Consider the following 23,771-nt stretch of genomic DNA (forward strand, 5'->3'; position numbering starts at 1 on the left):
GCGACTGACTTCGGGGCGTGCCGTGCAAAAAGCCGGATTGCCCAGCACGGTGCGTATGATCCCACGAGACGCCGCTGGGCTCGCATAAAAGAACGTGCGGAAAACGCGCCACACGCGAACCCTTCGCCGCAAAAAGACCGCTCGCGCATTCACACGCCGACGCCCGACGCTTCGAAAATCTCGCGCAACCACTGCGCGAACACCCGCACCCGCGACGACAACTGCCGGTTCTGCGCATACAGCACAGACACCGTCATCGGCGGCGGCGGGAAGTCCGCGAGAATGATCCGCAAGCGCCCCGCTGCCAGTTCATCCGCCACGCGGTATCGCGGCACCTGCACGATGCCGAGCCCGGCAAGCGCCGAGCCCGTGTACAGTTCCACGCCGCTCACCGAGACCGCGGACGGCAGCACCATCGCCACCTCGCGACCGTCGACGCTGAACTCCAGCGGCACCGCCTTGCCGGTCGCGCTCGACACATAATTGACCGCCCGATGCGCGGACAACGCGTCCGGATCGGCCGGCTCGCCATAAGCCGCCAGATACGCGGGGCTCGCCACCGTCACCTGAGGCAGCAGCGCGACGCGCCGCCCGATCATCGACGAATCCTGCAGATTGCCGGCCCGCAGCACGCAATCGATCCCTTCGCGCACCAGATCGACGTAGCGATCGTCCTCGCCGATCATCAGCTCGATATCGGGAAAACGCGCGAGAAACGCCGGCAGCGCCGGCACGATGAAGTACCGCGCCAACGTGCCTTGCAGATTCACCCGCAGCAGCCCTTTCGGCGCGAGGTTCGAAAACGAGCCCTCGGCCTCCTCCATATCGGCGATCAGCCGCACGCAGCGGCCGTAATACGCTTCGCCGTCGGGCGTGAGCCGCACCGTGCGCGTGGTGCGCTCCAGCAGCCGCGCGCCGAGCCGCTGCTCCATGCGCTTCATCAGCGTGGTGACGGTGGCGCGCGGAATCTGCAGATCGTCCGCCGCGCGCGTGAAGCTTTGCCGCTCGGCGATCCGCACGAACACGCGCATTTCCTCGAAACGATCCATGCTGAACGCCCTTTGCAGGCGGTTTGCCGCCCATTATTAAAGCAAATGGAATGATGATGCCCAGTCTAGCCGGATTATCTCGACAGCGAAAGCGCTCATGATGTGTCTCATCCACTCTCCATCCAAAGGGAACGAATCATGAACAGCACTAAAAACGCTCGCGTCGCTATCGTCACCGGCGCCTCGCGCGGCATTGGCGCGGCGGTCGCGCAACGCCTCGCGAACGACGGTTTCGCGATCGTCGTCAACTACGCGTCGAGTTCAACCGAAGCCGACGCGCTCGTCGCCAAACTCTCGGCAGAAGGCGCCAAAGCCATCGCGGTAAAAGCCGACGTGTCGAATCCCGACGACGTACGCCGCCTGTTCGAGAGCACCGAACAGCAGTTGGGCAAAGTGGATCTGCTGGTCAACAACGCCGGCGTATTCAAGCCCATGCCGCTCGCCGACACCAGCGACGCCGTGTACGAACAGACCTTCGACATCAACGTGCGCGGCACCTTCAACACGTTGCGCGAAGCCGCCAAACGAATGAACGACGGCGGCCGCATCGTCAATTTTTCGAGCACGGTGCTCGCGCTGAATCTGCCGGGCTACGCGATCTACACCGCGACCAAGGCGGCGGTCGAGGCGTTCACGCAGATCTTCGCGAAGGAGTTGCGTGGCCGTCACATCACCGTCAACGCGGTCGCGCCGGGGCCGGTTGCGACGGCGCTGTTCTTCGAAGGCAAGAGCGATGAGCAGATCCAGACCTACGCGAAAATGCCGCCGCTGGAACGCCTCGGCGAGCCGGACGATATCGCAGGGGTGGTGTCGTTCCTCGCGGGTCCGGACGCAGGTTGGGTCAACGGTCAGACCTTGCGCGCCAACGGCGGATTGGCCTGATTGAAGCTGCCATGACGCAAGACGCGGCGCGGAAATGAAATCGCCACGCGCGGCGGCTGAACGTGCGAGAACACGTTTGACCGCGGCGCGTGGCGAGGCAACGACGTTTCTACGTTTGGTAGCAAAAGACGCTTAAAGCGCCTTCGGATTACGCTCCGTGAACCCTTCCTGATGCCAGTACGGATAAGCGGGACGCACGGCGCTGGCCGCATCGAGCTTCGCCATCTGTTCGGGCGTCAGATTCCAGCCCACCGCGCCGAGGTTCTGCCGCAACTGTTCCTCGTTGCGCGCGCCGATCAGCACCGTCGACACCGTCGGCCGCTGCAACAGCCAGTTCAGCGCAATCTGCGGCACGGTCTTGCCGGTTTCGGCGGCGACCTCGTCGATCGCGTCGAGCACGCGGAACAGATACTCCTCCGGCACCGGCGGCCCCATGTCGGCGGTTTTATGCAAGCGGCTGGTTTCGGGCAGCGCCTGGCCGCGCTTGATCTTGCCGGTCAAACGCCCCCAGCCGAGCGGACTCCACACCACCGCGCCGACGCCCTGATCGATGCCGAGCGGCATCAACTCCCACTCGTAATCGCGGCCCACCAGCGAGTAATACGCCTGATTCGCGACATAGCGCGGATAGCCATAGCGGTCCGCGACATCCTGCGATTTCATCAGATGCCAGCCCGAAAAATTCGACACGCCCGTGTAGCGGATCTTGCCCGCACGCACCAGATCGTCGAGCGTGGACATCACTTCGGCGATCGGCGTTTTCGCGTCGAAACCGTGCAACTGGAACAGGTCGATGTAGTCGGTTTGCAGACGCTTGAGCGCGGCGTCGACCGCCTGAATCAGATGAAAACGCGACGAGCCGACGTTGTTCGGACTGTCGTCGAAACGGAAGGTCGCCTTGGTCGAGATGATCGCCTTGTCGCGCTTGCCCTTGAGCGCCTCGCCGAGCACCGACTCCGACGCGCCGTTCGAATAGATGTCGGCGGTATCGAACATGGTGACGCCCGCGTCGAAACAGATGTCGATCAGACGGCGCGCTTCCGCGACGTCGCTGGAGCCCCACGCTTCGAAGAACTCGCCCTTGCCGCCGAATGTGCCCGTACCGAAACTCAGTACCGGGACCTTGAAACCGGATGCACCCAGATGTCTGTATTCCATTGATGAATCTCCGTGGCCTAGCCGTCGATAAACGGAGGTTCAGTCTACGCGCGTCGGCAGAAACGCGTCGGCTGGCACGGCAGCTTCCGGCTAGGTTGTCAGCGTTGCCAGCGCGTTGCGCGCGGCATGGATCACGCTGTCCCAGTCGCCTAATGCAGGCTGCCGGAATAGCCGGGCGCGCGGATACCAGGGCGTGTCGGTGCGCTCCAGCATCCAGCGCCAGCAGGTGTCGAAGCGATTCAGAATCCACACCGGCCTGTCCATTGCGCCGGCCAGATGCGCGGTGGACGTGTCGACGGAAATCACCAGATCGAGGTTGGCGACGAGTGCCGCCGTGTCGGCGAAATCGTGGAGCGCTTCGGTGTAGTCGATGACCGTGTGACGGCCCGCATCGCTATCCACTAGCTGCATTGCCGCCGCGCCTTTTTGCAGGCTGAAGAACCGCACGTTCGGCAGGTCGAGCATCGGTGCGAGGCGCTCGAACGTGATCGAACGGCGCGCGTCGTTCTTGCGCAATTCCGCGACGTGCGGCCGGTTGCCGCCGGCCCAAACCAGACCGACTTTGAGTCGGCCGTTTGCGTGCTCGTTGAGACGCTCGCGCCATGGCTCGACCGCTTCGCGATCCGCGAACAGATACGGCGTTGCCGACGGAATGCTCGCGAGGTCGGTCTTGAAGGCGAGCGGCAAACTCAGCAACGGACAGTGGCAATCGAACGGCGGCAACGGCTGCCCGGCTTCGATCAACTGATCCACACCGTCGAGCGTCGTCATGAGCCGCATCAACTCGGCGGGCACTTCGAGCACGACCTTAGCGCCGAGTTTCGACACCAGCGCCACATAGCGGCAAAACTGCAGCGTATCGCCGAGACCCTGTTCGGCATGCAGCAGAATCGTTTTGCCTTCGATCGAAAAATCGCCGAGCCACAGCGGCTGCGCGAAGCTGCGCTTGCCGGCCTTGATCCGGTTGCGCTCCCAGCGCCATTCGTATTTGCGAAAGCCGGCTTCGAGCTGCCCCATTTGCAGCAGACACAGCGATTCATTCCAATGCGTTTCCGCCGCCGTGGGATTCACGGCCAGCGCACGCTCGTAACTGGCCAGGGCTTCCGCGTGCCGGTCGAGGTCGATCTGCGTGAGGCCGAGGTTATTCCATGCATCGGTGAAAGCCGGCGCGAGTTCAAGCGCGCGCCGGTAGCTAAGCTCCGCGTCGTGCGGCTGGTTCAGATCGCTGAGCGCATTGCCGCGATTGCTCCATGCATCGGGATAGTTCGGCTGTAACTCCAGCGCGTGATCGCAACTGGCGAGCGCATCCGCGGGACGGCCCAGATCGCGCAGCACGCACGCGCGATTGTTCCAGGCCTGCGCGAAAGCCGGCGTCAGCGCGATGGCGCGGTCGAAACTGCCGAGCGCATCGAGCGGCTGGTTCAGACCGGCTTGCGCGTTGCCGCGATTGTTCAACGCATCGGGGAATTTTGCCTGCAAGGCCAGCGCGCGATCCGCGCTCGCGAGGCCTTCGTCGAAACGCTGCAAGGCGTTTAACGCGTAAGCGAGATTCGAATGAATCGGCGCCTGTTTGGCGTTGACCGCCAGCGCCTTCTTCAGCAGATCGACGCCCTCTTCCAGACGGCCGGCTTGCAGCGCGAGTGCGCCCAGCAATTGCAGCGCGTCGAAATGACGAGGCTTGAGTTCGAGAATCTCGCGATAGAGTTCTTCGGCTTCGGCAAAGGCGCCGTTCTGTTGAAGCGCGACGGCTTGCCGAAGCATCGAGTCCAACTGTTGCGGCAGATTGGCAGGCTTGCCCATACGGTGAGCTTGAATTGAATGCGGGTGGAATCGTGAAAGCGCTGTCGAGGGCGATGGAGCGCGTTGATCGCGCACGCATCGCGTTCGAAAGAACGAAGCCGATTATCGCCGAAAAGACCGCATGCGAATGGCCGACTGCATACCGCGTGAGTTGCGTGAGCGGGATAGCCGTGCCGCCGCGTTCGCGGCAGGGCGGTCCCACAGCGTCATGCCGAGGCACGCCGCGTCACGCATCACGCCCCAACGTGACGCGTGTGCCGCGTTTTACCGTGCCTGACGCGCGTTACTGCGTGCTGGTGGCCAGATGCTTGCGCTTGGCGAGATCCTGCGCCATGGCGTAGTGCGCCTGGATGGTCGGCAGCGCCTGCTTCGCGACCGCCTTCAACTGGTCGTCACGGCCCGACGCGATTTCCGCCTGGAACGCCGACAGCGCTTTCTGCTCGCCGACGAGCGCGACCTGTTCGATATAGGTCTTGTCGAAATCGGCGCCGCGCAGATTGTTGATGCTGGCCAGCACCGCTGCATCCGGATCGTTCTTCGGCACGTCGACACCACGCGGGCTGGCCGCGCGCAGCGCATCGGAGATTTTCGCGTTATCGGTCGAGACGCGTTCGGCGAAGGCCTTGACGTCGCGATCCGTGGAGCGGGACGTCGCGATGCGTGCGGCGTCGCGTTGCGTCGCGACGACCTGGGTGCCGTCGGCGATGAACGCCTGGTCGGCGGCATGCAGACGGCTCGCATCGGCTGCCGCGGGCGCGGCGGTTTGCGCGTTGGCAACGTTGGCGACGAGCAGCAGGCTGGCCATGCAGGCACCGGTGATTGTTGCGAGAGGCAAGCGGATCATATGTTCTCCTTGAGGTGGAAGCGAAACGACAGCGATGCGTGTGCGCCCTGCGTCAATCTGCAACGCGCGACCGCGTTCCGACCTTGCAGTCAGCTTGCGGACCGCTGACGGCGCCACGCTTTTATCGCTGTGAATTCTAGGAGGCGCGTCGTACCCCATGTGATACGACGCTGTGGCTTCTGTAACCTTAGGTAACCTTCATATGAATGCCTTGACAGGCCTGTATTGCGGCCGCCTGCTTCGTGCCGCTGATAGTGCGTGGGTGTTAACCAGAACATACGTCAAGAATGCTGCTGAAACCGCGAGGAAACGCTGAATTTTCCGGCGATCGCGCCGATAACAGAAAGGTAGGGCGCGCGCCAGCGTCGAACGTAGCGATGCATGGCGTCACCACACGCACCGCAATTCTGGAGAGAGCCGATGGCCGTAGATCACCGCGCGAATGACGAACGCACCAACCTGACGAGTTCCAACAAGTTCGAGCTGTTGCTGTACCGGTTGGGTTCGGTTCCCGGCAGCGATCAGCATGAGCTTTACGGCATCAACGTATTCAAGGTACGTGAAATTTCGACGATGCCGCAGGTGACGCCGATTGCCGGATCGTCGCCGTATGTGATGGGCGCGGTGGATATTCGCGGGCAGATCATTCCGGTGATCGATCTGCCGCGATTGATGGGTTGCGAGCCGACGCGCGGTTTGAACATTTTGCTGGTGACCGAGTTCGCGCGCTCGACGCAAGCGTTTGCGGTTGAGGAAGTCGACGATATCGTGCGGCTGGAGTGGAATCAGGTGTTGTCCGCCGAGGGCGCGGCGGGTGGCAATCTGGTGACGAGCATTGCGCGGATCGACGGTAATACGGGAGATTCGCGGCTCGCGCAGGTGATCGACGTGGAGCAGGTGTTGCGGGATGTGTTTCCTTCGCAGCATCCGGCGGTCGATCCGGCGTCGGTGATGGGCGAGGCGTTGGGGATTCGGCGCGGGGCCAAGATTCTTGCCGCTGACGATTCGGGGTTTGCTCGTAAGTTGATCGAGCAGGCTTTGAGTGCGATCGGGGCGGATTATGTGATGACCAAGACTGGGGAAGAGGCCTGGAATACCTTGCAGCAGGTGGCGCGGGAAGCGCAGGCTAATGGTGGGCGGGCTAAGGATAGTATTGCTTTGGTGTTGACCGATCTGGAGATGCCGGAGATGGATGGGTTTATGTTGACCCGTCAGATCAAGGCCGATGAGCGGACTCGGGATATTCCCGTCATTATTCATTCTTCGCTTACCGGGGCGGCTAATGAGGCGCATGTGAAGAATGCTGGCGCTAATGGGTATGTGGCTAAGTTTGCTGCTGCTGAGTTGGCGGATGCTATTCGGAATGCGCTTGGGAAGGCACCTGTCGAGGTTGGGGCGTGAGCGGCGCTTTTTTTGGTTTTTGGCCTTTCCTTGCGTTCCTGGTGGTCTATTAGCGTCGCCCCTGTGCGGGGCGGCACCTACTTCTCTTTGCCGCGGCAAAGAGAAGTAGGCAAGAGAAAGCCGCTCACACCGCTAATTCTTAAGTGGGTCCCCCGCACAGCCACGGTAGTGGCTCATCTGGAATCCGGGCTCTCGCACACTCCGCGCTCGTGACACAGCAGTCATTCTTCCGGCGGCGCTGCGCGCGCCCTCGGGGTTTCTCTCGCCATCTTTGGCTGGGCGCTTGATCAAGCGTCGTACGCCTCGTCCGTTTGGTGTCGCGGTGCTTTGCATTTCGCGCCTAGAATCGCGTGCGAATTCCCACTCCCGCAGTCTCGCCGGACGATAGGCCGGCGAAATGGTCGTATAGGTACACGGCGTAGAGATCCGTCCTCTTGGACAGCGGGTAGTCGTATCCCAGCGTTGCAGTCTGGCGGCTCTGGTTGAGGCCGCCGGAATCGCGTGAATACGCGTAAGACGCAAGAATTCTGCTTGTTCCAATCGGTATGCTCAGGCCACCCTCGAACATGTTGACGTGGAAGCCCCTGTTGATCACGTCGTCGTTCGTATAGGTATATTCGCCGTACAGCTTCGCAAACGAAAATTCATAAGATGCCGCAAGCTGCGTCGCGCTCTGGCTGTGGAAACCAGCCAGTAAGGAATTCAGGTCGCCTGCCGTCGAGTTGAAGTTCGCGTATTGATAGACGGCCCCGGCAGCAAATGGCCCGTTCCGATACGACGCCTGCACGGAATACTGCTTGCTGCCGTTCCCCGATCCACTATTGCCAAACGCGTACATCGCGTGGCCAGTCAATCCGTGCAGATCAGGCGTGGCGTACTGGATCGCATTGCTCCAGGCCGTTCCGCCCACAATTCCCTGATCCGTCCTGTACGACGGATAAGTGCCAAGGCCCGCATACATCTGCAAGATCGTCGGCGAAAATGTGAACGAGGCGTAAAACGGATTGAACTGGCATGCCTGCAAATACAACAGGCTGCTCTGGCGTCCCAGCGTGAAGGTGCCGGCAGGCGTCGTGAGGCCAACATACGCGTTGCGTGAGAAGAACGGGTCGCCGTTGAACGAACCATATGCGCCGTTCTGCGGACGGAAAAAACCCTCGATAGCAAAAATCGTCCTGTAGCCGCCGCCCAGATCCTCCTGACCGCCAAAGCCCCAGAACGACGTGGACAAACCACCGCCGCCCTCCTGCCAGCTAGACGCCTTGCCAGGAGTTTTCTGGAGGCCAATCCACGTGTCGACGATTCCGTATAACTGCACGCTCGACTGTGCTTGTGCGTGAACACCTATCACCATAAGGGCGACGGTCGCGGCAATGTGGTTGATTCTCCTCAGCGTGGCAATGCGAGTGCATTTCATCAGCATGTTGTCGCCTCTTTCACTTTTCAAATGACGAGTGGATGCCGACGTCGTGATCGACGTCCGCAAACCAGGAGTAATGACGGGTATAACCGAGACTTAAGGCGAAATTCGAGGCGCGCAGGCAGGCCGCAGGTCGAACGCGGCAGCGTGGCGTCGGTCTGGCGCGGCACGCAAAACCGCAACGATTGCCCTCGACTCGCTAACAGGCAATCGTCCTGGGTTCGGATGCGCTGACGCTAATACGGCCGATGTTCCAGCGATCTTCGGTAATGCGACGCGATCGCCGTTTTGATTCTGTGGAATAGAAAGAAATAGAGCTTGATGTACTGCCCCACCAGAATGGCGTTCATGAACGTCCCTTCGCGGATGAATTTCGGTCCGCCAAGCAGCGCGAAACCGATCGCGGCACTGATCACCAGAAGCGTGCAGTCGAAGCTCGTCTTGATGTCCCCCCACTTCAATCCCGTGCGCCTGAAGAGCGTGTTGACGAACATGTCGATCGGCATGAGCACCAGATTCGCCCGGATCATCAGAAACAAACCGAATGCGAGTAACGCATCGGCAAAAACCAGCAGGGAGAACTTTTCGAAATACGCCTGAAAGACGATCGACCGGGTCAACATCAAGTTCAGGTCAAGGCAGGTCGCCAGCACGAAGGCCGGAATCAACGAGGCGAAGTTCTTCAGCCTGAAGTCTTTTCGCGCGACCAGATAAGTCAGCAGCAACATGAACAACTCGAGAATGAAGTTGTACGTTCCCTGGCTGAGCGGCTTGTACACGAGGGTCATCGTGCGGGTCAGGCTGCTTTGCGGCGAAATGCCGATGCCGGCCCTGATCGCCAGACTAATGCCCATGGTCAGTATGTAAATGCCAATCACGTAGGTGATCCAGCGCCGTTTCAGGCTACCGGTATCGATGACTTCAGCTTCCCTTGCATGGTGCGCCATGACTGTCCCTAGGTTGTCTTCCTGCTTTTGTGCGGTGCTGTTCGCGGCTTGTTTTTTGATCGGGCACCGCGCTATGGTGGGGTGTTTCCAGCGGCGCGCCGGAATGAACGCGCCGCTGCCATTCCCAACTCTGTCGGCCGGCAGCGCTCCAGCGTGCCCGCCGGCCGTCTCCTCCTACCTGGCTGGGGTTGGCGTCAAACCATGAAGCCGAAACGGTCCAGCGAGATGAACAAGGTCAACAGCTTGTTCACCACCGGCTCGCCCTCATTGCGGTTGCCCATCTCCTCCAGCGCGGCATCGATGGCGCGGGTCGCGGCGAGCAGTTCGGTCAGGCCCATGTTAGCCATGACACCGTAGATGTCCAGCGGCAGCACCGCCTTGACATCCTTGTTTTCGGTGACGATACAACCACCCGCATAGGTGTCGACCTGCCGGAGGCTGTGGCACATTTCCGCGCTGTCCTGCCCGACCGCGACGAAGTAGGCTTTAGGCGCCGGCCAGAATGTCGCCACCGCGCCGCGATCGATATAGACGCCTTTGAACAGACCGTTCACCACATGGCGCTTGCCGTTGGTATAGCGCTGCACGACCGAAATACGGTTGAGCTTGACGCCCCCTATTTCGGCGACGACTTTTCCATCGCGCAACGGCACCCACACGTCCTGATAGAACTTTTCGTGGCCGCGGCCATAGACGTCGAACAGGTAGACCTTCGCCTGCGTTCCATCCGCCGAGACTTCGAGCGGGACGAGGTCGAGCTGCTCCGGCGTCAGATCGCCGAGACCGGGCACCGGCTTTTTCACCATGCCGGAATAGTCGACATCGGCCTGCTTCAACAGTTGACGATCTTTGGCGACCAGTTCGCCGTCCTTGAAAACGAAACGCGGATTGATCCTGGAGAGGCTGTCCGTCAGCACGATATCGGCGAACCGGCCCGGCGTCAGCGAACCGAATTTGTTGTCCATCCGGAATGCACGCGCCGTGTAGAGCGTCGCCATCTTGATCGCCTTGATCGGATCGATGCCCATTTCGGCGCACAGCGAAACGATCCAGTCCATGTGACCTTGGGTCATCAGCCGGTCAACCGAGATATTGTCCGCACACAGTTGAAAATTCTCGGCAGGCCACTTGCGCTTGACGATGGCGCGCAACATGATCTTGATCACTTCGCTGCTGCCCACGCCGAATTTGATTTGCGTCTGCAGGCCGTAGCGGACGCTTTTCTCGATGTCGTCTTCCTTCCACACGTCGTGGTTGGCGAAGGCGCCGATCGCGGGCATGTAGTTCAGCATCATGTCCGAGAGCGTGGTCACGCCCCAGTGCGTGTTCATGAAACCACCCTTGGCACGCCCCAGGGCCGATTTGCGGAAATCGTCGTCATTGCCCACGCTATAGGTGAGGTGCGCGAGTTCGCCGAGGCCGATTACCGGGTCCATCTTCAGCAACGCGTCGGTGACTTCCACCGAAGTCTTCTTGCCGGGCGCGAACGCATACACCCGATACGGTAGGCGTTCGTGGTTCTTGAACAGTCGCTCGGTGGCCTGCACCGCTTCCGGGCCCGCCGCGCTCACAAAATCGAGGCACTCCGAAAAGATGGTGGTCGTGCCGCAAGGGACGATGGCTTCGGCAAAGGCGGCCGGATGGGCTAATTGCGCGTCGAAGTGAACGTGAGCGTCGATCAGCCCTGGAATGGCATAGAGGCCTTCACCGTCGAAGATCTGCCTTACCTTGATCACCGCTTCATCCGGGTTCAACGCGACGATGCGCTTGTCGTAGACAAGAATGGACCCTTGATAGACCGTCTCGCTGTGGACGTCGAGGATATTCACATTCTTCAGGAGAAGATCGGCCTCCTTTTTTCCGTTGAGAACTTCGAAGATCGCTCTCACCTGATCGTAATGGGCAGTCACTTCGCCACGTTGCCCGGATGCCGTGGCGTTTCTCTCGCTGACTTCTTGATACATGGTCGTCTCACTTTCATCAATTGGTTTGAGCCTGCGTTTTGCCGCACCGCAACGAAGAAATCGCCGGCAAATATCCAGAACAAAAGTTGTGGAAAGTTGGGTCGAGCGCGTGCGGGATCGACCCTTTCAGATCCCTTCGCCAGGCGGCGCGACTGATGCAATTAGGACTGAATTGAGCGTTTCTAAAAAGAACCGTTTTTTGAGCGGAGTGTGCACTTTTCGAGTACGCTACGCCGACTACGGGGGCGGACGACCATGCTTCATTCACGATTGCTGCGCTACATCGACGAGGTTGCGCGTTGCGGCTCCATCCGTGCGGCGGGTGAGAAGTTGCACATTGCTCCGTCCGCGATCAACAAGCATTTGCTGCTTCTCGAGGAGGAGATTGGCGAGCCGTTATTCGAGCGGCTGCCACGCGGATTACGGCCGACGCCGGCGGGCGAAATTTTGCTGGCTCACGTGCGCAGAACGATGCTGGAATACCGCCAGGTCGAGGCGGAGATACGCGACCTGAAGACGTTGCAGAAGGGCGAGGTGATCATTGCGACCGTCACGGGGCTGGCGAGCGGAATCGCCTCCACCGCGGCGGCGAGTTTTTGCGCGCAGCATCCGCACATCAAGATTTCGATCCGGGTGATGTTCGTGCGTGAAATTCTGGATGCGCTGGTGAGTGGCGAGGCCGATCTGGGGCTGGGCTTCAACCTGCCGCCGTCGCCGCAACTGGAGCGTCTTTGGGAGATGGACACGCGCCTTGGCGCCGTGATTGCGCCGACGCATGCGCTGGCGCGCATGGAGTCGATCCCGCTGGCTCACTGCACGTCGTACCCGTTGATTTTCGCTGATCGAACCATGTTGATCCACGGCATTGTTGCCGACACATTCGAGGAAGCCGGACTCAGTGTCGAGCCGGCATTCAGAACGAATTCGATCGAGACGATGAAACGCCTTGCCGCCGCGAGCGAGGCCATTGCCTTCCTCAGCAAGTTTGACATAGCGGAGGAATACCGCCAGGAGGTACTCACATACCGGCAGATCCGCGACCGCGTCTTCAGCAAGAACGTGCTGTCTCTAGTACGCCGCGAAAAGCACGGACACGGCCTGGCGAGCTTACTGCTCGCGGAAGAAATCGTGGGCGTCCTAGACTCAACAAGCACATAAAAAAACAGGGCAGAACAATCACGAGGGCGCGCGCAGCGCCGCCGGAAAAATGACTGCTGTGCCACGGACGCCAAATGCGCGAGAACACAGATTCCAGATGCACCACTACCGCGACTGCGCGGGGGACCCGCTTAAGAATTAGCGGTGTGAGCGGCTTTCTCTTGCCTACTTCTCTTTGCCGCGGCAAAGAGAAGTAGGTGCCGCCCCGCACAGGGGCGACGCTAATAGACCACCATGACATCAAGGAAAGGCCAACACAACCCAACACAAAAAAAGAGCCCTACCCCCCATCACGAACATGCCCGACCAGATAATCAATCAACACCCTCACCTTAGGCGGCAAAAACCGATTCGGCGGATACAGCAACCAAACCTCCCCGACATAAGCCCGAGCCTCAAGCCGCCAATCCGGCAACACCTGCACCAGCGCGCCGTTTATCAGCGCCTCCGCAGCAGCAAACTCCGGCACGCTAGCCACACCCAACCCTTGCTGCGCCGCTTCGATCCGCGCCCCTGCATGATTGGCAATGTAGCGCCCCTTCACCTCGACGCTCTGCGTCTCTGCTCCACGCCGAAAGCGCCACCGATTATCGTCAGCGGTTTCGCCGAGATAGATGCAAGCATGCTTGAGCAGATCGCGCGGCATCACTGGCGTCCCACGCTCCAGCAGATACTCCGGCGACGCCACCAGCAACCACCGCACCGCCCCCAACTTCCGTCCCGCAAAACTTTCCGGAGGATGCTCGGTCAAGCGGATCACCAGATCGACATCCTCCGCGAGCGGATCCACGTCGTGATCGGTAAACAGCAATTGCAGATCCACCTCGGGATAAGCCCGCAGAAACCCCGCAATCAGCGGATGAATCACGCTCCTCGCAAACTGCGTCGGCGCGCTCAAGCTCACCTTCCCTTGCGGTCTACCGGCCAGTTGCCCGGCCGCATCGACCGCGCCCGATGCAGCGCTCACCATGTCGCGACAAAAACGCGCCACCTGGGCGCCCGATTCCGTGACGCGCACCGTACGCGTCGACCGTTCGAGCAGACGCGTCGCAAGCGCGTCCTCCAGCCGCTTGATCTGCCGGCTGACCGTCGACGGCGTGCTGCCCAACTGCCGCGCCGCCACCGAAAAATTGCCCGCATCGACAACCCGCGCAAACACCGCCATATCCGGCAGCAAGGCGAAAAGTTCGGTAGGCGTCATCGTGGCGGACTCGTCGGTGATAAATCGATTGATGCATTCGCGACATAAAGGCTATGCACGGCGACCCGATTATCACCGCAGACGCAAAGCCGGACAATACGCACTTATCCGCCGGAGGTCCGTCATGTCGCAACACGAGCAACACGCCCAACACGCCCAACACGCCCAACAAAAGAGCCAGGAACGCCTGCTCCTGATCTCCGATCTCATGCTGCTCGCAGTCGCAGTGGTATGGGGCACCAGCTACGGCGTGGTCAAAAGCGCGCTGGTGTTCTACCCGGTGCTGGGTTTGCTCGCACTGCGCTTCGGCATCACCTTCGTGATCCTCTCGCCGTCGTTGCGCCATCTGCGCGCAGCCGACGCTCGCACACTGCGCGGCGTATCGATTGCGGGCCTGCTACTGCTCGGCATCTTTCTCTGCGAAACCTTCGGCATTCTGCTGACGCGCGCCGCCAACGCCGCGTTTCTGATCAGCTTGTGCGTGGTGCTGACGCCGCTCGTCGAATGGATGATGCTCAAGCGTCGGCCGAGCCGCGTCGAATGGATGGCGGTGGCGCTGTCTCTGCTGGGCGCATGGCTGCTGGCCGGCGACGGCGCGCTCAGCTTGAATCCGGGCGATGCGCTGATTCTGCTCGCCGCGCTGCTGCGTGCGTTGACGGTGTGCGTGACGAAGCGAGTCATGCGCGATTCGGCGTTGCCGCCTTTGACGGTGACCGCCGTTCAATCGGGCGTGGTGGCGTTCGGCAGCGCGGCGGCGGCATGGCTGTTCGCGCCGCAACAGTGGCAGGCGGCGCCGTCGCTGGCAGGACATCCGGCGTTCTGGGGTTACATCGCCTATCTGGTGCTGGCGTGCACGCTGTTCGCGTTCTTCGCGCAGAACTTCGCGATCAAGCGCAGCAGTCCGACCCGCGTGTCGCTGCTGATGGGTAGCGAACCGGCCTTCGGCGCGGTGTTCGCCTGCCTGTGGCTGGGTGAACGGATTTCGGTGAGCGCGTGGGTCGGCGGTGCGCTGATCGTCGCGGCATCCGTTCTGGCAACCGTGCGCTGGACCGCCTGGCGAGTGCGCACCGCGGACGCCTGAAACAGCGCCCGAGTGCGTCGTCTTCTGCAGCAGCGGGCTATCCCGCTCGCAGCTCGCAGCTCGCAGCTCAACGCGACGCTACGGCACCCCGTTCGCTGACCACCTCGCCACGCTGCAACACATACGCGATCCGCTCGCCCTGCCCGGTCAACAGGCCGATATCCTTGAGCGGATCGCCGTCCACCACCAGCAGATCGGCAATCGCGCCGGCCTTCACCGCGCCGAGCTTGCCGCTCAGATCGACGATCTCCGCCGCAATCGTGGTCGCCGACCGCAACGCCTCCAGATTGCCGAGCACGTCGGCGCGAATCCGCAATTCATCGCTCTGGAACGTGTGCATCTCGCCCAGCAGGTCCGAGCCGAAACCCATCGGCACACCGGCCTTCGCGTAGATCTGCAACGAGTCGCGGCCCGCTTGCCGCACGGTCTCGATCTTCGCGAGCGAATCGGCCGGCAAGCCGTAATCCGCGCCATGTTTAGCGAGCGCATCGTAAGTCACCAGCGTCGGCACGACGAACGCGCCATGCTCACGCATCAGGTTCGCGGCGGCTTCGTCGACGAGATTGCCGTGCTCGATCGTGCGCACGCCGCAGCGGATCGCGCGCGAAATCGCCCGGCCGGTGTACGCGTGCGCCATCACGTAGGTATTGGCCGCGTGCGCTTCGGCGACGATCGCGCGAATCTCGTCCTCGGAATACTGCGTGTTGCCGATCGGGTCGGTCGGCGACGCAACGCCACCGGACGCCATGATCTTGATCTGCGTCGCGCCCTTCTGGATCTCTTCGCGCACGGCGAGCCGCACGGCGTCCACACCATCGACCACGCGCGCGATCGCACCGGCACGGAACGCGCACGAACACGGTTCGAGCGTGTCGCCGCGCGGCCGGAAATCGCCATGGCCGCCAGTCTGCGACAGCGCCTTACCCGACGGGAAAATCCGCGGCCCGGGAATCAGCCCGCTTTCCAGCGCCTGCGTCAAACCCCAATCCGCGCCGCCCGCATCGCGCACGCTGGTAAAGCCGCGGCCAAGCATCGCCTTCAGAATCGGCAGCGCGCGAATCGCGGTGAGGATATTCGGCTGCGCGGCGTTCACGCCGAGGTTCGCCCGCGAAGCGAGCACATGCACGTGACAATCGATCAACCCAGGCATCACCGTCTTGCCGCGCGCATCGATCACGCGTGCGTTGGGCAGATCCACCGGACGATCGGTGACTTCGACGATATGGCCGTTTTCGATCACGACATGATGATGCTCGAGCAACGCGCCCTGCGTCAGATCGAGTATGTTGCCGCCGCTGATTACCGTAATGCTCATTGCTGTCTTCCTGACTGACTTGACCGACTTGACTGGATGAAGGAATTCGCGCGACGCAGAATGGCCGCGCGCAGACTGACTCTGGCTGACTTAGGCTGGCTCAGGCGTCGCGGTGACGCGACTCGCGCACGAAGAACGTGCCGGTGAGGCTGATGGCCGCGGCGATCATCACGTAGATCGCGGGCGCTATATTGCTGCCGGTCGACGCGATCAGCCAAGTAATGAAGAACGGCGCGAAGCCGCCGAAAATCGTCACCGCGAAGTTATAGGCAACGGACAGTCCGGTAGAGAGCACCTTGGTCGGGAACAGCTCGGAGAACGCGGCGAGAATCGGCCCGGTGTACATCGCGATCAGCAGACCGAATACGCCCTGAAACACCATCAGCGAAGCGAGTCCCGGCGCGCGATTGATATAGGCGAACATCGGCCACGCGAGCAGCAGGATCGCGGCCGCAGCGCCGGACAGGAAGCGGCGGCGGCCAAAGCGATCCGCCAGTTTGCCGACCACCGGCGCGAAACACATGATCATGAAACCACCGAACATGCCCGCCGAGAACCCGGTGGATTGCGGCAGGTGCAAGGTGCGCACCGAATACGTCGGCATATAGAACAGCAGCACGTAGGTGCAAACGGTCCACAGAATCACCATCGAAAAACTCGCGAAGGTCTCGCGCGGAAATCGTTGCAGCACTTCGGCGAGCGGCGAATCGTTTTTGGCTTCGTCGGCGACCGCGCTGAAGGCGGGCGTTTCATCCATGCGGCTGCGAATGAAATAGCCGACCGGCCCGATCAGAATGCCGATCAGGAACGGCATTCTCCAGCCCCACGAATGCAGCGCGTCGGCGCTCAGGCTCGCGGTCACGAACGTGCCGACCGCCGCGCCCAGCAACACCGCAAAGCCGATGCTCGATTGAATCCAGCTCGAATAGAACGCGCGCTTTTCCACCGGCGCGTATTCGGTGAGAAAGGCCGTGGCGCTGCCCATCTCGCCACCCGCCGAAAAGCCTTGCAGCAAACGCGCGACCACGATCAGCACCGGCGCCCACAAACCGATCTGGTCGTAGGTCGGCGCGAGGCCGATTAGCGCGGTGCCGAGCGCCATCAGCAGAATGGTCAGCGACAGCGCCGCCTTTCGTCCGACTTTATCGGCGTAGACGCCCAGCACGATGCCGCCCACCGGACGCATGAAAAAGCCCACGCCGAAGGTGGCGACGGCGAGCAGCAGCGAACTCAGTTCGTTACCGGTCGGAAAAAACAGCTTGGCGATGATGACGGCGAAAAAACTATAGACGGTGAAGTCGAACCATTCGAGCCCATTGCCGAGCACGGTGGCGACAATGGCGCGGCGCCGCTGCCGCGCGAGCGTGTCGACGGACATCGTGGCGTTGGATACAAGCGTTCCTTGCATGGTCTCTTTCCTCATCGGCCGCGTTTCACGCGGGAGGCAGGCGGAAGTATCGGCAACTCGCCGCGCCGTGCTCGAACCTCGAACCTTAAACGGCGCCTTCGCATGCATAACGCCGATCCTAGTGAGACCAGAATTGTTTTCGAAACGATAGATTCGCATGCATGCATGCGTACAGCGCATGCGAAACTGTTTTCGCCGCGTTTCGGGCGGTTCCAGAGCGTTTCAGGTCGGCACGCCGCCGCGTTGTTCTTCGGCCTGCTCGAACAGCCAGCGCGTAAACGTGCGGGCGGCCTGGTTCTGCGAGCGGTCGTTCGGCGAGACGACGTAATAGCCGCCGCCATGACTCGCCGAAGCGTGCGTGGCGCGCACCAGCAGGCCTTCGTTCAGACACGCGTCGATCATATTGCGCCAGCCGAGCACCACGCCCTGGCCGAGAATCGCCATCTGCACGAGTTGCGGATAATGATTGACGACGACCGAGCGCGGCACGGCCGGTAATTGCACGCCGTTAAAGCCGAACCATTCGGACCACGACATCCATTGCCGCTGACCATCTTCCTGCACCAGCAGGGTTTCGTGCGCGAGCGCCGCAGGGTCCAGCACACGGCCCGCGAGATAGCCGGGCGAACACACCGGGTACACCTCTTCATCGAACAGACGACGCGCGGTGAAATGCGGTTCGGCGCGCTGACGTATGTAGTACAGCCCCACGTCGAATTCCGCGGGCGACAGCGACGCGAGGCCGTCGCGCACGATCATTCTGATCTTGACGTTCGGATGCGCGGCCCGAAACGCGCCGAGCCGCGGCGTGAGCCACAACACCGCGACACCGGATGAACACGCAATCGTCAATTCCTGATCGCCGTAATGCTTCATCACGTCGAGGGTCGCTTCGGAGCAACTGGCGAGCAGCCACTGCACCTGCTTCGCGTAGCCTTCACCGGCGATCGTCAGACGTAAAGCGCGGTGCTCCCGCACGAACAGCGAGCGGCCGAGAAACTCTTCCAGTTGAGCGATCTGCCGGCTGATCGCGCTCTGCGTCAAATGCAGTTCGGCGGCGGCCTTGGTGAAGCTGGCGTGCCGCACGGCCGATTCGAATGCGACCAGGCACTGCAGCGGGGGCAAAGGAGCGATGCGCATGATGACGGAAACCGGGTGACGATGACGCCATCATAGCGGCCGCGCGGGCCGCGTCGATCAACGGCTCGGCGCGAGCCCCTCTTCCGGTTCCAGCGTGCGGGTCCGCTTGAGTTCGGGGAAGAAACGCATCCACAGCAACGCGACCGCGATCGTCGCAATGCCGCCCACCAGCACGGCGGGTTGCGCGCCCCACCATCCGGCCGTCACGCCGGATTCGAATTCACCGAGTTGGTTCGATGTGCCGATAAACAGCGAATTCACCGCGCTCACCCGTCCGAGCATCTCCTCCGGCGTGCGCAATTGCACGAGCGACAGACGCACCACCACGCTGATCGTATCGGACGCGCCCAGCACCATCAGCGCGAACAGCGACACGAAGAAGTCATGCGACAGGCCGAACACCACCGTCGCCGCGCCGAACGCGATCACGCCGCCGAACATCGCCGCGCCGGGCCGCTTGCGCAACGGAAAATGCGCGAGCCACACGGTGCCCGCGAGCGCGCCGATCGCGGTGCCGGAGCGCAACAGCCCGAGACCGAGCGGCCCCGTATGCAGGATGTCGCGCGCGAATACGGGCAACAACGCAGTCGCGCCGCCGAACAGCACCGCGAACAGATCGAGCGACAGCGCGCCGAGAATCACCGGCTGCTTGCGAATGAACGCGATGCCCGAGAACACCGATTCGAGCGTGACCGGTGCGCGATTGGCCGGCCGCGCCTGGAGCGGAATGCCCCAGACCGCAGCGGCCGCCGCGGCGAACGACAGCATGCACGCAGGATACGCCGCGCCGGGACCGATCCCGTACAGCAAACCGCCCAACGCCGGACCGGCGATCTGCGCGGTTTGATTCGCGGAGGTGGCCCACGCCGTCGCTTTCGGCAACTGACCGCGCGGCACGACGGCCGGCAACAGCGACGCGACCGCGGGCGATTCGAACGCGCGCGCCGCACCGACGCAAGCCGCCAGCACGTAGATGACCGGCGCGCTGATCCAGCCGCCGAAAGTGCCGCAAGCGAACAGCAACGCCGCGACGCCTTCGAGTCCCTGGCAGATCGCGGCGATGCGGCGGCGATCGTAACGGTCGGCGACCTGGCCGACCACGAGCGTCAGCACGAACATCGGCAGAAACTGCGCGAGGCCGACGAGGCCGAGTGCGAACGCGCTATGCGTGAGCGCGTAGATATGCCAGCCCATTGCCACGGCGAGCATCTGGAACGACAGCGAGGAAAGAATGCGGGTGCACCAGAAACGTTGGAACGCGGGGTGTTTCGGCAAACTGACGGGTGAGGGGTCGGCGGGCGCTGGAGGCATCGATGTCTTGCTCTTGACTAGGCTGGCTGGGGCGGCAGCTAGTTTAGAGCAAGATCGGCAGTCGTGTGATTTCGCGCCACGCGGTGAATCAGGCTCGACGGGTTTCGCTATCGGGCCGCCATCCCACTTCGCGAAGCGCGGTGAGCAGGCGCTCCGCGCCGATCGCTTCCGCGCGGGCGCCTCGCGCGCTCAGATCTTTGGCGGCCAGCAGCGCGTTGACGATCGCCTCTTCGACCGCCTCGCCCGCTGCCGAAAACAACGCGGACATGTGATCGTTATTGACCATCTCGACGGCGGTGGTCGGCGCGCCGACGCGTCCATAGTTCGCGACCGGCAGCCCCGAGTTGCCCACCGAAAACGCGAGGAAGATATCGCCGCTCGGGTCTTCCGTGCCGCCGCCCATCCGCGCGATACCGACACTGCCGCGCTGCGCGAGCCGCGTGCATTGATGCGGCAACAGCGGCGCATCCGTGGCGATGGTCACGACGATCGAGCCCATGCCCGCTTCGCCGGTGCGCCCGTCCGCGGTCTCGCGAAACGGCGAATGCACCTGCTCCAGCACTTCGCCCACCGGATAGCCGGCCACGCGCAGCGCGTCGCGTCGCCCATAGTTCGCCTGCACCAGCGCACCGACGGTCCAACCGCCCTCGCCCGCTTTCAACACCCGCGACGCCGTGCCGATGCCGCCTTTGAACTCATGACAGATCATCCCCGTGCCGCCGCCGACGTTACCTTCCCGCACGTCGCCGGAGCGTGCTTCGGCGCGCGCCCGCCGCACGTGGTCGGCGGTGACGTGCTGCCCCCAGATGTCGTTGAGCAGCCCGTCGAAGGTTTCGAGCACCACCGGCATGCACCAGTAGACGTCGCTCGCCACCGCGTCGCGCTCGGCGGCGATCAGTGCGTCGCGCACCACGCCCACGCTGTGCGTGTTGGTGTACGCGATCGGCGTGGTCAGCAGACCGGCTTCGCGGATCCATTCGAGGCCGGTCGCGTCGCCATTGCCGTTCAGCACGTGGCAACCCGCGAAGCACGGCTGCCAACGCGCGCTGCCCGCGCGCGGCTCGATGATCGTCACGCCGGTATGCACCGACGCGTCCCCCGCTGCGACGTTCAACGTGTGATGCCCGACCCGGACGCCGGCGACGTCGGTAATCGCATTGAAACGCCCGGGTGTGCCACGTCCGATACGGATGCCGAGTTCTCTCGTACGCATTGCCTGTCTTCCTTCGATTCAAAGTTCGCGAAACGTCACGCTATGACGTGCCCACGCCGCGTACATCGCGAGCGCCAACACCATCAATCCGCCGATGATGTACAGATCGGTCGGCTTCGCCGCGCTCTGCATCGTCGTGTACAACACGTAGCCCGCACCGATCAGCGCCACCAGCGGCGGCAGCGGCCACAACGGCATGCGGTAATGATGCTCGACGTCGCGCCGCACGATACGGCTCGCGAGTGCCGCCAACGCGATCACCATGTAGATCACCAGCAGCAGATCGACCGTGAACGCCGTCAGGTCGTCGAGGCTGGAGACGAACAGCAGCAGCGTCGACGGAATCGCGAGCGTCAACGTGGCGAGCCACGGCGAGTCGAAACGCGGATGAATCTGCGTGAACGCGCGATTGCAGCGCCGTACCCACAACGCGTGCCGTCCGCTGCTATAGAGCAGACGTCCCACCTGAATCACAATCGCAATGATCGCGTTGAACACCGACAGGAAAATCCCCGCGCTCACCACCCGCATCACCGTCGGGTTGCTCAATTCGCGCACCACGTAGCCGATCGGATCGGCGCTCTTCGACATATCGATCAGCGACGGCGCGCCGAGCACGATCGCCGTCAACGGCACGAGTTCGACGAGCAGGATCAACAGCAGCGAAAAGATCACCGCCTTCGCCACGTTACGATTGCCGCCTTCGAGATCCTCCGCGAGAAACACCGCGGCGCCGAAGCCGTTGTAGCAAAAAATCGCGGTGCCCACGGCCGGAATGATCGCGGCGGCGGTCGCCGAAATCAGCGTGGCATTGCTGGCCACTTGCGGATGCACCAACGCACTGACCGCGCGATGCGGCTCGGAGAAACCGAGGTAGGCAATCAGCAATAACACCAGGACTTCGACCGTCAGAAACGCGCCGGTAATCCACGCGTTGGTCTTGATGTTCAGCATGCCGAGCACGTAGCTGAGCACCACGATCGCCAGCGCCACCGACTGGTTGCTGAAACTCGTGCCGAGCGCGTTGTTCAGATACGGCGCCGCGCCGCTCGCCAGCACCGCAGGGATGAACACGCTGACCGCCAGCACTGCGATAAAGGTCAGATAGCCCGGCAACGCGCCGAACACCCGCTTGGCCATTACATACTCGCCGCCCGCGCTGCGGTGCGCCGCGCTCAATTCCGCGTAGCACAGCGCGAAGGCCAGCGCGAGCAAGCCGCCCAAAAGAAACGACAGCACCGCGCCGCTGCCGGCCTGCTGGATCGCGAACGGCGCGATCACGAAGATCGAACTGGCGGGCGTCACGCCCGATACGGTAATCATCACCACGTCACGCACGCTGAGCGACTGCTTCAGCGCGCGCGGCGTGCCCAGCTCGACGGAGACGGCTTGCGCCGCGCCCGATGTTTCGGTGATCGCCATCGTCCTCTCTCCTTTGCAATGATTTTGTCAGCGCCCATACTTGAGCACCGTTGGGCGGAGTGTAGGAAGCCAATTTGCGCGCCGCTATTACCGCTTGGGGTTACGCCAATTAGGTGGAGACGCATGGATCGACTGTTCACGGAAGTAGCGATGCATCAGGCGCTGGCGCGCGTGATCGATCATCTGGGCAGCCCCAGGTTCTGGCGCAATCTGATTCTTCTGCTCGACGAAGTGATGCCGTTCGATAACGCGTTGGCGGTACTGATCGGACCCGACGGCGTACCGCGCGTGCTCGACGAGTTCGATACCGGCGGCACGGACGCACCCTCGCCGGTGCCGCTTTATCTGAACGGGCTGTACCTGCTCGATCCATTTTTGCAGGCCGCGCACGACGGTCTCGCCGACGGCCTCTACCGGCTCGAAGAGGTCGCGCCGGATCTGTTCCGGCAGAGCGAATACTTCCTGAGTTATTTCCGCGACGCAGTCGGCGAAGACGAATTGCAACTGATCGTGAAGCTCGCGCCGACGCACGAGGTGGTGTCGTTGTCGCTCGGTGCGAAGACGCGCTTCGAGGTCGAGGCGCTTGGACGCCTGGCAGTCTGCGCGCCCTGGCTGATCGCGACGATCCGTCAGCACCAGACGCGTCTCGCCACCGAACCGGGCAAGCGCGCCGACAGCGGCGATCTGTCGGGCCGGGTCGAACGGGCGCTCGCCGGGTTCGGCGCGGAGTTGCTGTCCGAACGGGAAATGTCGATCGCGCGGCTCGTGCTGCGCGGCAATTCGTCGAAAGCGATTGCCGAGCGGCTCACGATTTCGCCGGAGACGGTGAAGGTGCATCGGCGCAACCTCTACAACAAGCTCGGCATCTCGACGCAGCCGGAGCTGTTTTCGTTGTTCATTCAGGCGCTGGGGCACGAGGAGAAGTAGGCGCGTTCGGGGTTGCGCTCACGACCGCTTTCTCACGCCGCTGCCAGTGGCCCCCGACCGGCTTAATGCATGCGGCATAAATGGCTCCGCGCTGCGTCGATACATCGACAATCCGCTCAATTCGCGTTCA

General features: G+C 62.4%; 19 protein-coding genes. 5 read left to right on the forward strand and 14 right to left on the reverse strand.

The genetic code is table 11. The features are described from left to right. Nucleotides 1-149: 149 nt before the first annotated feature. The gene (locus FA94_RS12550; protein ID WP_035551460.1) at nt 150-1,049 is read right to left on the reverse strand and encodes a LysR family transcriptional regulator; all 900 of its coding nucleotides are present in this window, start codon (nt 1,047-1,049) and stop codon (nt 150-152) included. A gap of 138 nt (nt 1,050-1,187) precedes the next feature. Here FA94_RS12550 and FA94_RS12555 point away from each other — a divergent pair, with 138 nt between their 5' ends. Continuing rightward, on the forward strand, nt 1,188-1,931 hold the full coding sequence (locus tag FA94_RS12555; protein ID WP_035551463.1) for an SDR family oxidoreductase: 744 nt from the start codon (nt 1,188-1,190) through the stop codon (nt 1,929-1,931). A gap of 132 nt (nt 1,932-2,063) precedes the next feature. On the opposite strand, the gene FA94_RS12560 is transcribed toward FA94_RS12555, so the two are convergent. The 3 genes from FA94_RS12560 to FA94_RS12570 all read right to left on the reverse strand — a co-directional run bounded on the left by FA94_RS12560 (nt 2,064) and on the right by FA94_RS12570 (nt 5,733). After that, nucleotides 2,064-3,089, reverse strand: coding sequence for an aldo/keto reductase (locus tag FA94_RS12560; RefSeq protein WP_035551465.1), 1,026 nt, complete (start codon nt 3,087-3,089; stop codon nt 2,064-2,066). Nucleotides 3,090-3,179: 90 nt separating this feature from the next. Then, complete coding sequence (locus tag FA94_RS12565; protein ID WP_035551466.1) at nt 3,180-4,889, reverse strand: tetratricopeptide repeat-containing glycosyltransferase family protein; 1,710 nt, start codon at nt 4,887-4,889, stop codon at nt 3,180-3,182. A 283-nt stretch (nt 4,890-5,172) separates the two neighbouring features. Beyond that, nucleotides 5,173-5,733, reverse strand: coding sequence for a DUF4142 domain-containing protein (locus FA94_RS12570; RefSeq protein WP_035551469.1), 561 nt, complete (start codon nt 5,731-5,733; stop codon nt 5,173-5,175). A 420-nt stretch (nt 5,734-6,153) separates the two neighbouring features. Here FA94_RS12570 and FA94_RS12575 point away from each other — a divergent pair, with 420 nt between their 5' ends. Beyond that, nucleotides 6,154-7,134: a chemotaxis protein CheV gene (locus FA94_RS12575; protein WP_035551471.1), complete on the forward strand. Its 981-nt coding sequence runs from the start codon at nt 6,154-6,156 to the stop codon at nt 7,132-7,134. Nucleotides 7,135-7,474: 340 nt separating this feature from the next. On the opposite strand, the gene FA94_RS12580 is transcribed toward FA94_RS12575, so the two are convergent. From FA94_RS12580 to FA94_RS12590, 3 genes are all read right to left on the reverse strand, one after another. Next, the gene (locus FA94_RS12580) at nt 7,475-8,551 is read right to left on the reverse strand and encodes a porin (protein WP_051981217.1); all 1,077 of its coding nucleotides are present in this window, start codon (nt 8,549-8,551) and stop codon (nt 7,475-7,477) included. A gap of 239 nt (nt 8,552-8,790) precedes the next feature. Beyond that, the gene (locus tag FA94_RS12585; protein ID WP_035551475.1) at nt 8,791-9,501 is read right to left on the reverse strand and encodes a YczE/YyaS/YitT family protein; all 711 of its coding nucleotides are present in this window, start codon (nt 9,499-9,501) and stop codon (nt 8,791-8,793) included. 194 nt (nt 9,502-9,695) lie between these two features. After that, nucleotides 9,696-11,465 (reverse strand): adenine deaminase C-terminal domain-containing protein, encoded by a 1,770-nt coding sequence (locus FA94_RS12590; protein ID WP_035551478.1) that lies wholly within the window; start codon nt 11,463-11,465, stop codon nt 9,696-9,698. Nucleotides 11,466-11,720: 255 nt separating this feature from the next. On the opposite strand from FA94_RS12590, the gene FA94_RS12595 reads away from it, so the two are divergent. Further along, a complete protein-coding gene (locus FA94_RS12595; RefSeq protein ID WP_035551481.1) occupies nt 11,721-12,623 on the forward strand; it encodes a LysR family transcriptional regulator in 903 nt (300 codons plus the stop codon). 280 nt (nt 12,624-12,903) lie between these two features. Here the strand turns inward: FA94_RS12595 and FA94_RS12600 are convergent, their stop codons facing one another. Beyond that, nucleotides 12,904-13,824 carry a LysR family transcriptional regulator gene (locus FA94_RS12600; RefSeq protein WP_035551482.1) on the reverse strand — a complete coding sequence of 307 codons (921 nt, stop codon included), beginning with the start codon at nt 13,822-13,824 and terminating at the stop codon, nt 12,904-12,906. A 124-nt stretch (nt 13,825-13,948) separates the two neighbouring features. Here FA94_RS12600 and FA94_RS12605 point away from each other — a divergent pair, with 124 nt between their 5' ends. Continuing rightward, the gene (locus FA94_RS12605; protein WP_051980553.1) at nt 13,949-14,905 is read left to right on the forward strand and encodes a DMT family transporter; all 957 of its coding nucleotides are present in this window, start codon (nt 13,949-13,951) and stop codon (nt 14,903-14,905) included. A 67-nt stretch (nt 14,906-14,972) separates the two neighbouring features. On the opposite strand, the gene FA94_RS12610 is transcribed toward FA94_RS12605, so the two are convergent. The 6 genes from FA94_RS12610 to FA94_RS12635 all read right to left on the reverse strand — a co-directional run bounded on the left by FA94_RS12610 (nt 14,973) and on the right by FA94_RS12635 (nt 22,714). After that, entirely contained in the window at nt 14,973-16,220 is a 1,248-nt protein-coding gene (locus FA94_RS12610; protein WP_035551484.1) for a metal-dependent hydrolase family protein, read from the reverse strand. Between the two features lie 100 nt (nt 16,221-16,320). Further along, on the reverse strand, nt 16,321-17,628 hold the full coding sequence (locus FA94_RS12615) for an MFS transporter (protein ID WP_035551488.1): 1,308 nt from the start codon (nt 17,626-17,628) through the stop codon (nt 16,321-16,323). A 222-nt stretch (nt 17,629-17,850) separates the two neighbouring features. After that, nucleotides 17,851-18,768, reverse strand: a complete 918-nt coding sequence (locus tag FA94_RS12620) for a LysR substrate-binding domain-containing protein (protein WP_035551490.1) — start codon at nt 18,766-18,768, stop codon at nt 17,851-17,853. Between the two features lie 57 nt (nt 18,769-18,825). After that, the gene (locus tag FA94_RS12625) at nt 18,826-20,079 is read right to left on the reverse strand and encodes an MFS transporter (protein WP_035551493.1); all 1,254 of its coding nucleotides are present in this window, start codon (nt 20,077-20,079) and stop codon (nt 18,826-18,828) included. Nucleotides 20,080-20,167: 88 nt separating this feature from the next. Then, the gene (locus FA94_RS12630) at nt 20,168-21,292 is read right to left on the reverse strand and encodes a DmpA family aminopeptidase (protein ID WP_035551495.1); all 1,125 of its coding nucleotides are present in this window, start codon (nt 21,290-21,292) and stop codon (nt 20,168-20,170) included. 18 nt (nt 21,293-21,310) lie between these two features. Next, nucleotides 21,311-22,714, reverse strand: coding sequence for an APC family permease (locus FA94_RS12635; protein WP_035551497.1), 1,404 nt, complete (start codon nt 22,712-22,714; stop codon nt 21,311-21,313). Nucleotides 22,715-22,837: 123 nt separating this feature from the next. Between FA94_RS12635 and FA94_RS12640 the strand changes: the two genes are divergently transcribed. Next, entirely contained in the window at nt 22,838-23,641 is an 804-nt protein-coding gene (locus FA94_RS12640) for a helix-turn-helix transcriptional regulator (protein ID WP_035551499.1), read from the forward strand. Nucleotides 23,642-23,771 lie beyond the last annotated feature (130 nt).

This window comes from Burkholderia sp. 9120 (genome assembly GCF_000745015.1).
In the GTDB taxonomy this organism is placed as follows: domain Bacteria; phylum Pseudomonadota; class Gammaproteobacteria; order Burkholderiales; family Burkholderiaceae; genus Paraburkholderia.

What these genes read in the sequence shown, in the direction of transcription:
- FA94_RS12635 (WP_035551497.1), bottom strand. Translation starts at nt 22,714, where the DNA reads ATGGCGATCACCGAAACATCGGGCGCGGCGCAAGCCGTCTCCGTCGAG.
- FA94_RS12555 (WP_035551463.1), top strand. Translation starts at nt 1,188, where the DNA reads ATGAACAGCACTAAAAACGCTCGCGTCGCTATCGTCACCGGCGCCTCG.
- FA94_RS12575 (WP_035551471.1), top strand. Translation starts at nt 6,154, where the DNA reads ATGGCCGTAGATCACCGCGCGAATGACGAACGCACCAACCTGACGAGT.
- FA94_RS12560 (WP_035551465.1), bottom strand. Translation starts at nt 3,089, where the DNA reads ATGGAATACAGACATCTGGGTGCATCCGGTTTCAAGGTCCCGGTACTG.
- FA94_RS12625 (WP_035551493.1), bottom strand. Translation starts at nt 20,079, where the DNA reads ATGCCTCCAGCGCCCGCCGACCCCTCACCCGTCAGTTTGCCGAAACAC.
- FA94_RS12615 (WP_035551488.1), bottom strand. Translation starts at nt 17,628, where the DNA reads ATGCAAGGAACGCTTGTATCCAACGCCACGATGTCCGTCGACACGCTC.
- FA94_RS12620 (WP_035551490.1), bottom strand. Translation starts at nt 18,768, where the DNA reads ATGCGCATCGCTCCTTTGCCCCCGCTGCAGTGCCTGGTCGCATTCGAA.
- FA94_RS12630 (WP_035551495.1), bottom strand. Translation starts at nt 21,292, where the DNA reads ATGCGTACGAGAGAACTCGGCATCCGTATCGGACGTGGCACACCCGGG.
- FA94_RS12610 (WP_035551484.1), bottom strand. Translation starts at nt 16,220, where the DNA reads ATGAGCATTACGGTAATCAGCGGCGGCAACATACTCGATCTGACGCAG.
- FA94_RS12595 (WP_035551481.1), top strand. Translation starts at nt 11,721, where the DNA reads ATGCTTCATTCACGATTGCTGCGCTACATCGACGAGGTTGCGCGTTGC.
- FA94_RS12550 (WP_035551460.1), bottom strand. Translation starts at nt 1,049, where the DNA reads ATGGATCGTTTCGAGGAAATGCGCGTGTTCGTGCGGATCGCCGAGCGG.
- FA94_RS12585 (WP_035551475.1), bottom strand. Translation starts at nt 9,501, where the DNA reads ATGGCGCACCATGCAAGGGAAGCTGAAGTCATCGATACCGGTAGCCTG.
- FA94_RS12640 (WP_035551499.1), top strand. Translation starts at nt 22,838, where the DNA reads ATGGATCGACTGTTCACGGAAGTAGCGATGCATCAGGCGCTGGCGCGC.
- FA94_RS12580 (WP_051981217.1), bottom strand. Translation starts at nt 8,551, where the DNA reads ATGAAATGCACTCGCATTGCCACGCTGAGGAGAATCAACCACATTGCC.
- FA94_RS12605 (WP_051980553.1), top strand. Translation starts at nt 13,949, where the DNA reads ATGTCGCAACACGAGCAACACGCCCAACACGCCCAACACGCCCAACAA.
- FA94_RS12600 (WP_035551482.1), bottom strand. Translation starts at nt 13,824, where the DNA reads ATGACGCCTACCGAACTTTTCGCCTTGCTGCCGGATATGGCGGTGTTT.
- FA94_RS12565 (WP_035551466.1), bottom strand. Translation starts at nt 4,889, where the DNA reads ATGGGCAAGCCTGCCAATCTGCCGCAACAGTTGGACTCGATGCTTCGG.
- FA94_RS12570 (WP_035551469.1), bottom strand. Translation starts at nt 5,733, where the DNA reads ATGATCCGCTTGCCTCTCGCAACAATCACCGGTGCCTGCATGGCCAGC.
- FA94_RS12590 (WP_035551478.1), bottom strand. Translation starts at nt 11,465, where the DNA reads ATGTATCAAGAAGTCAGCGAGAGAAACGCCACGGCATCCGGGCAACGT.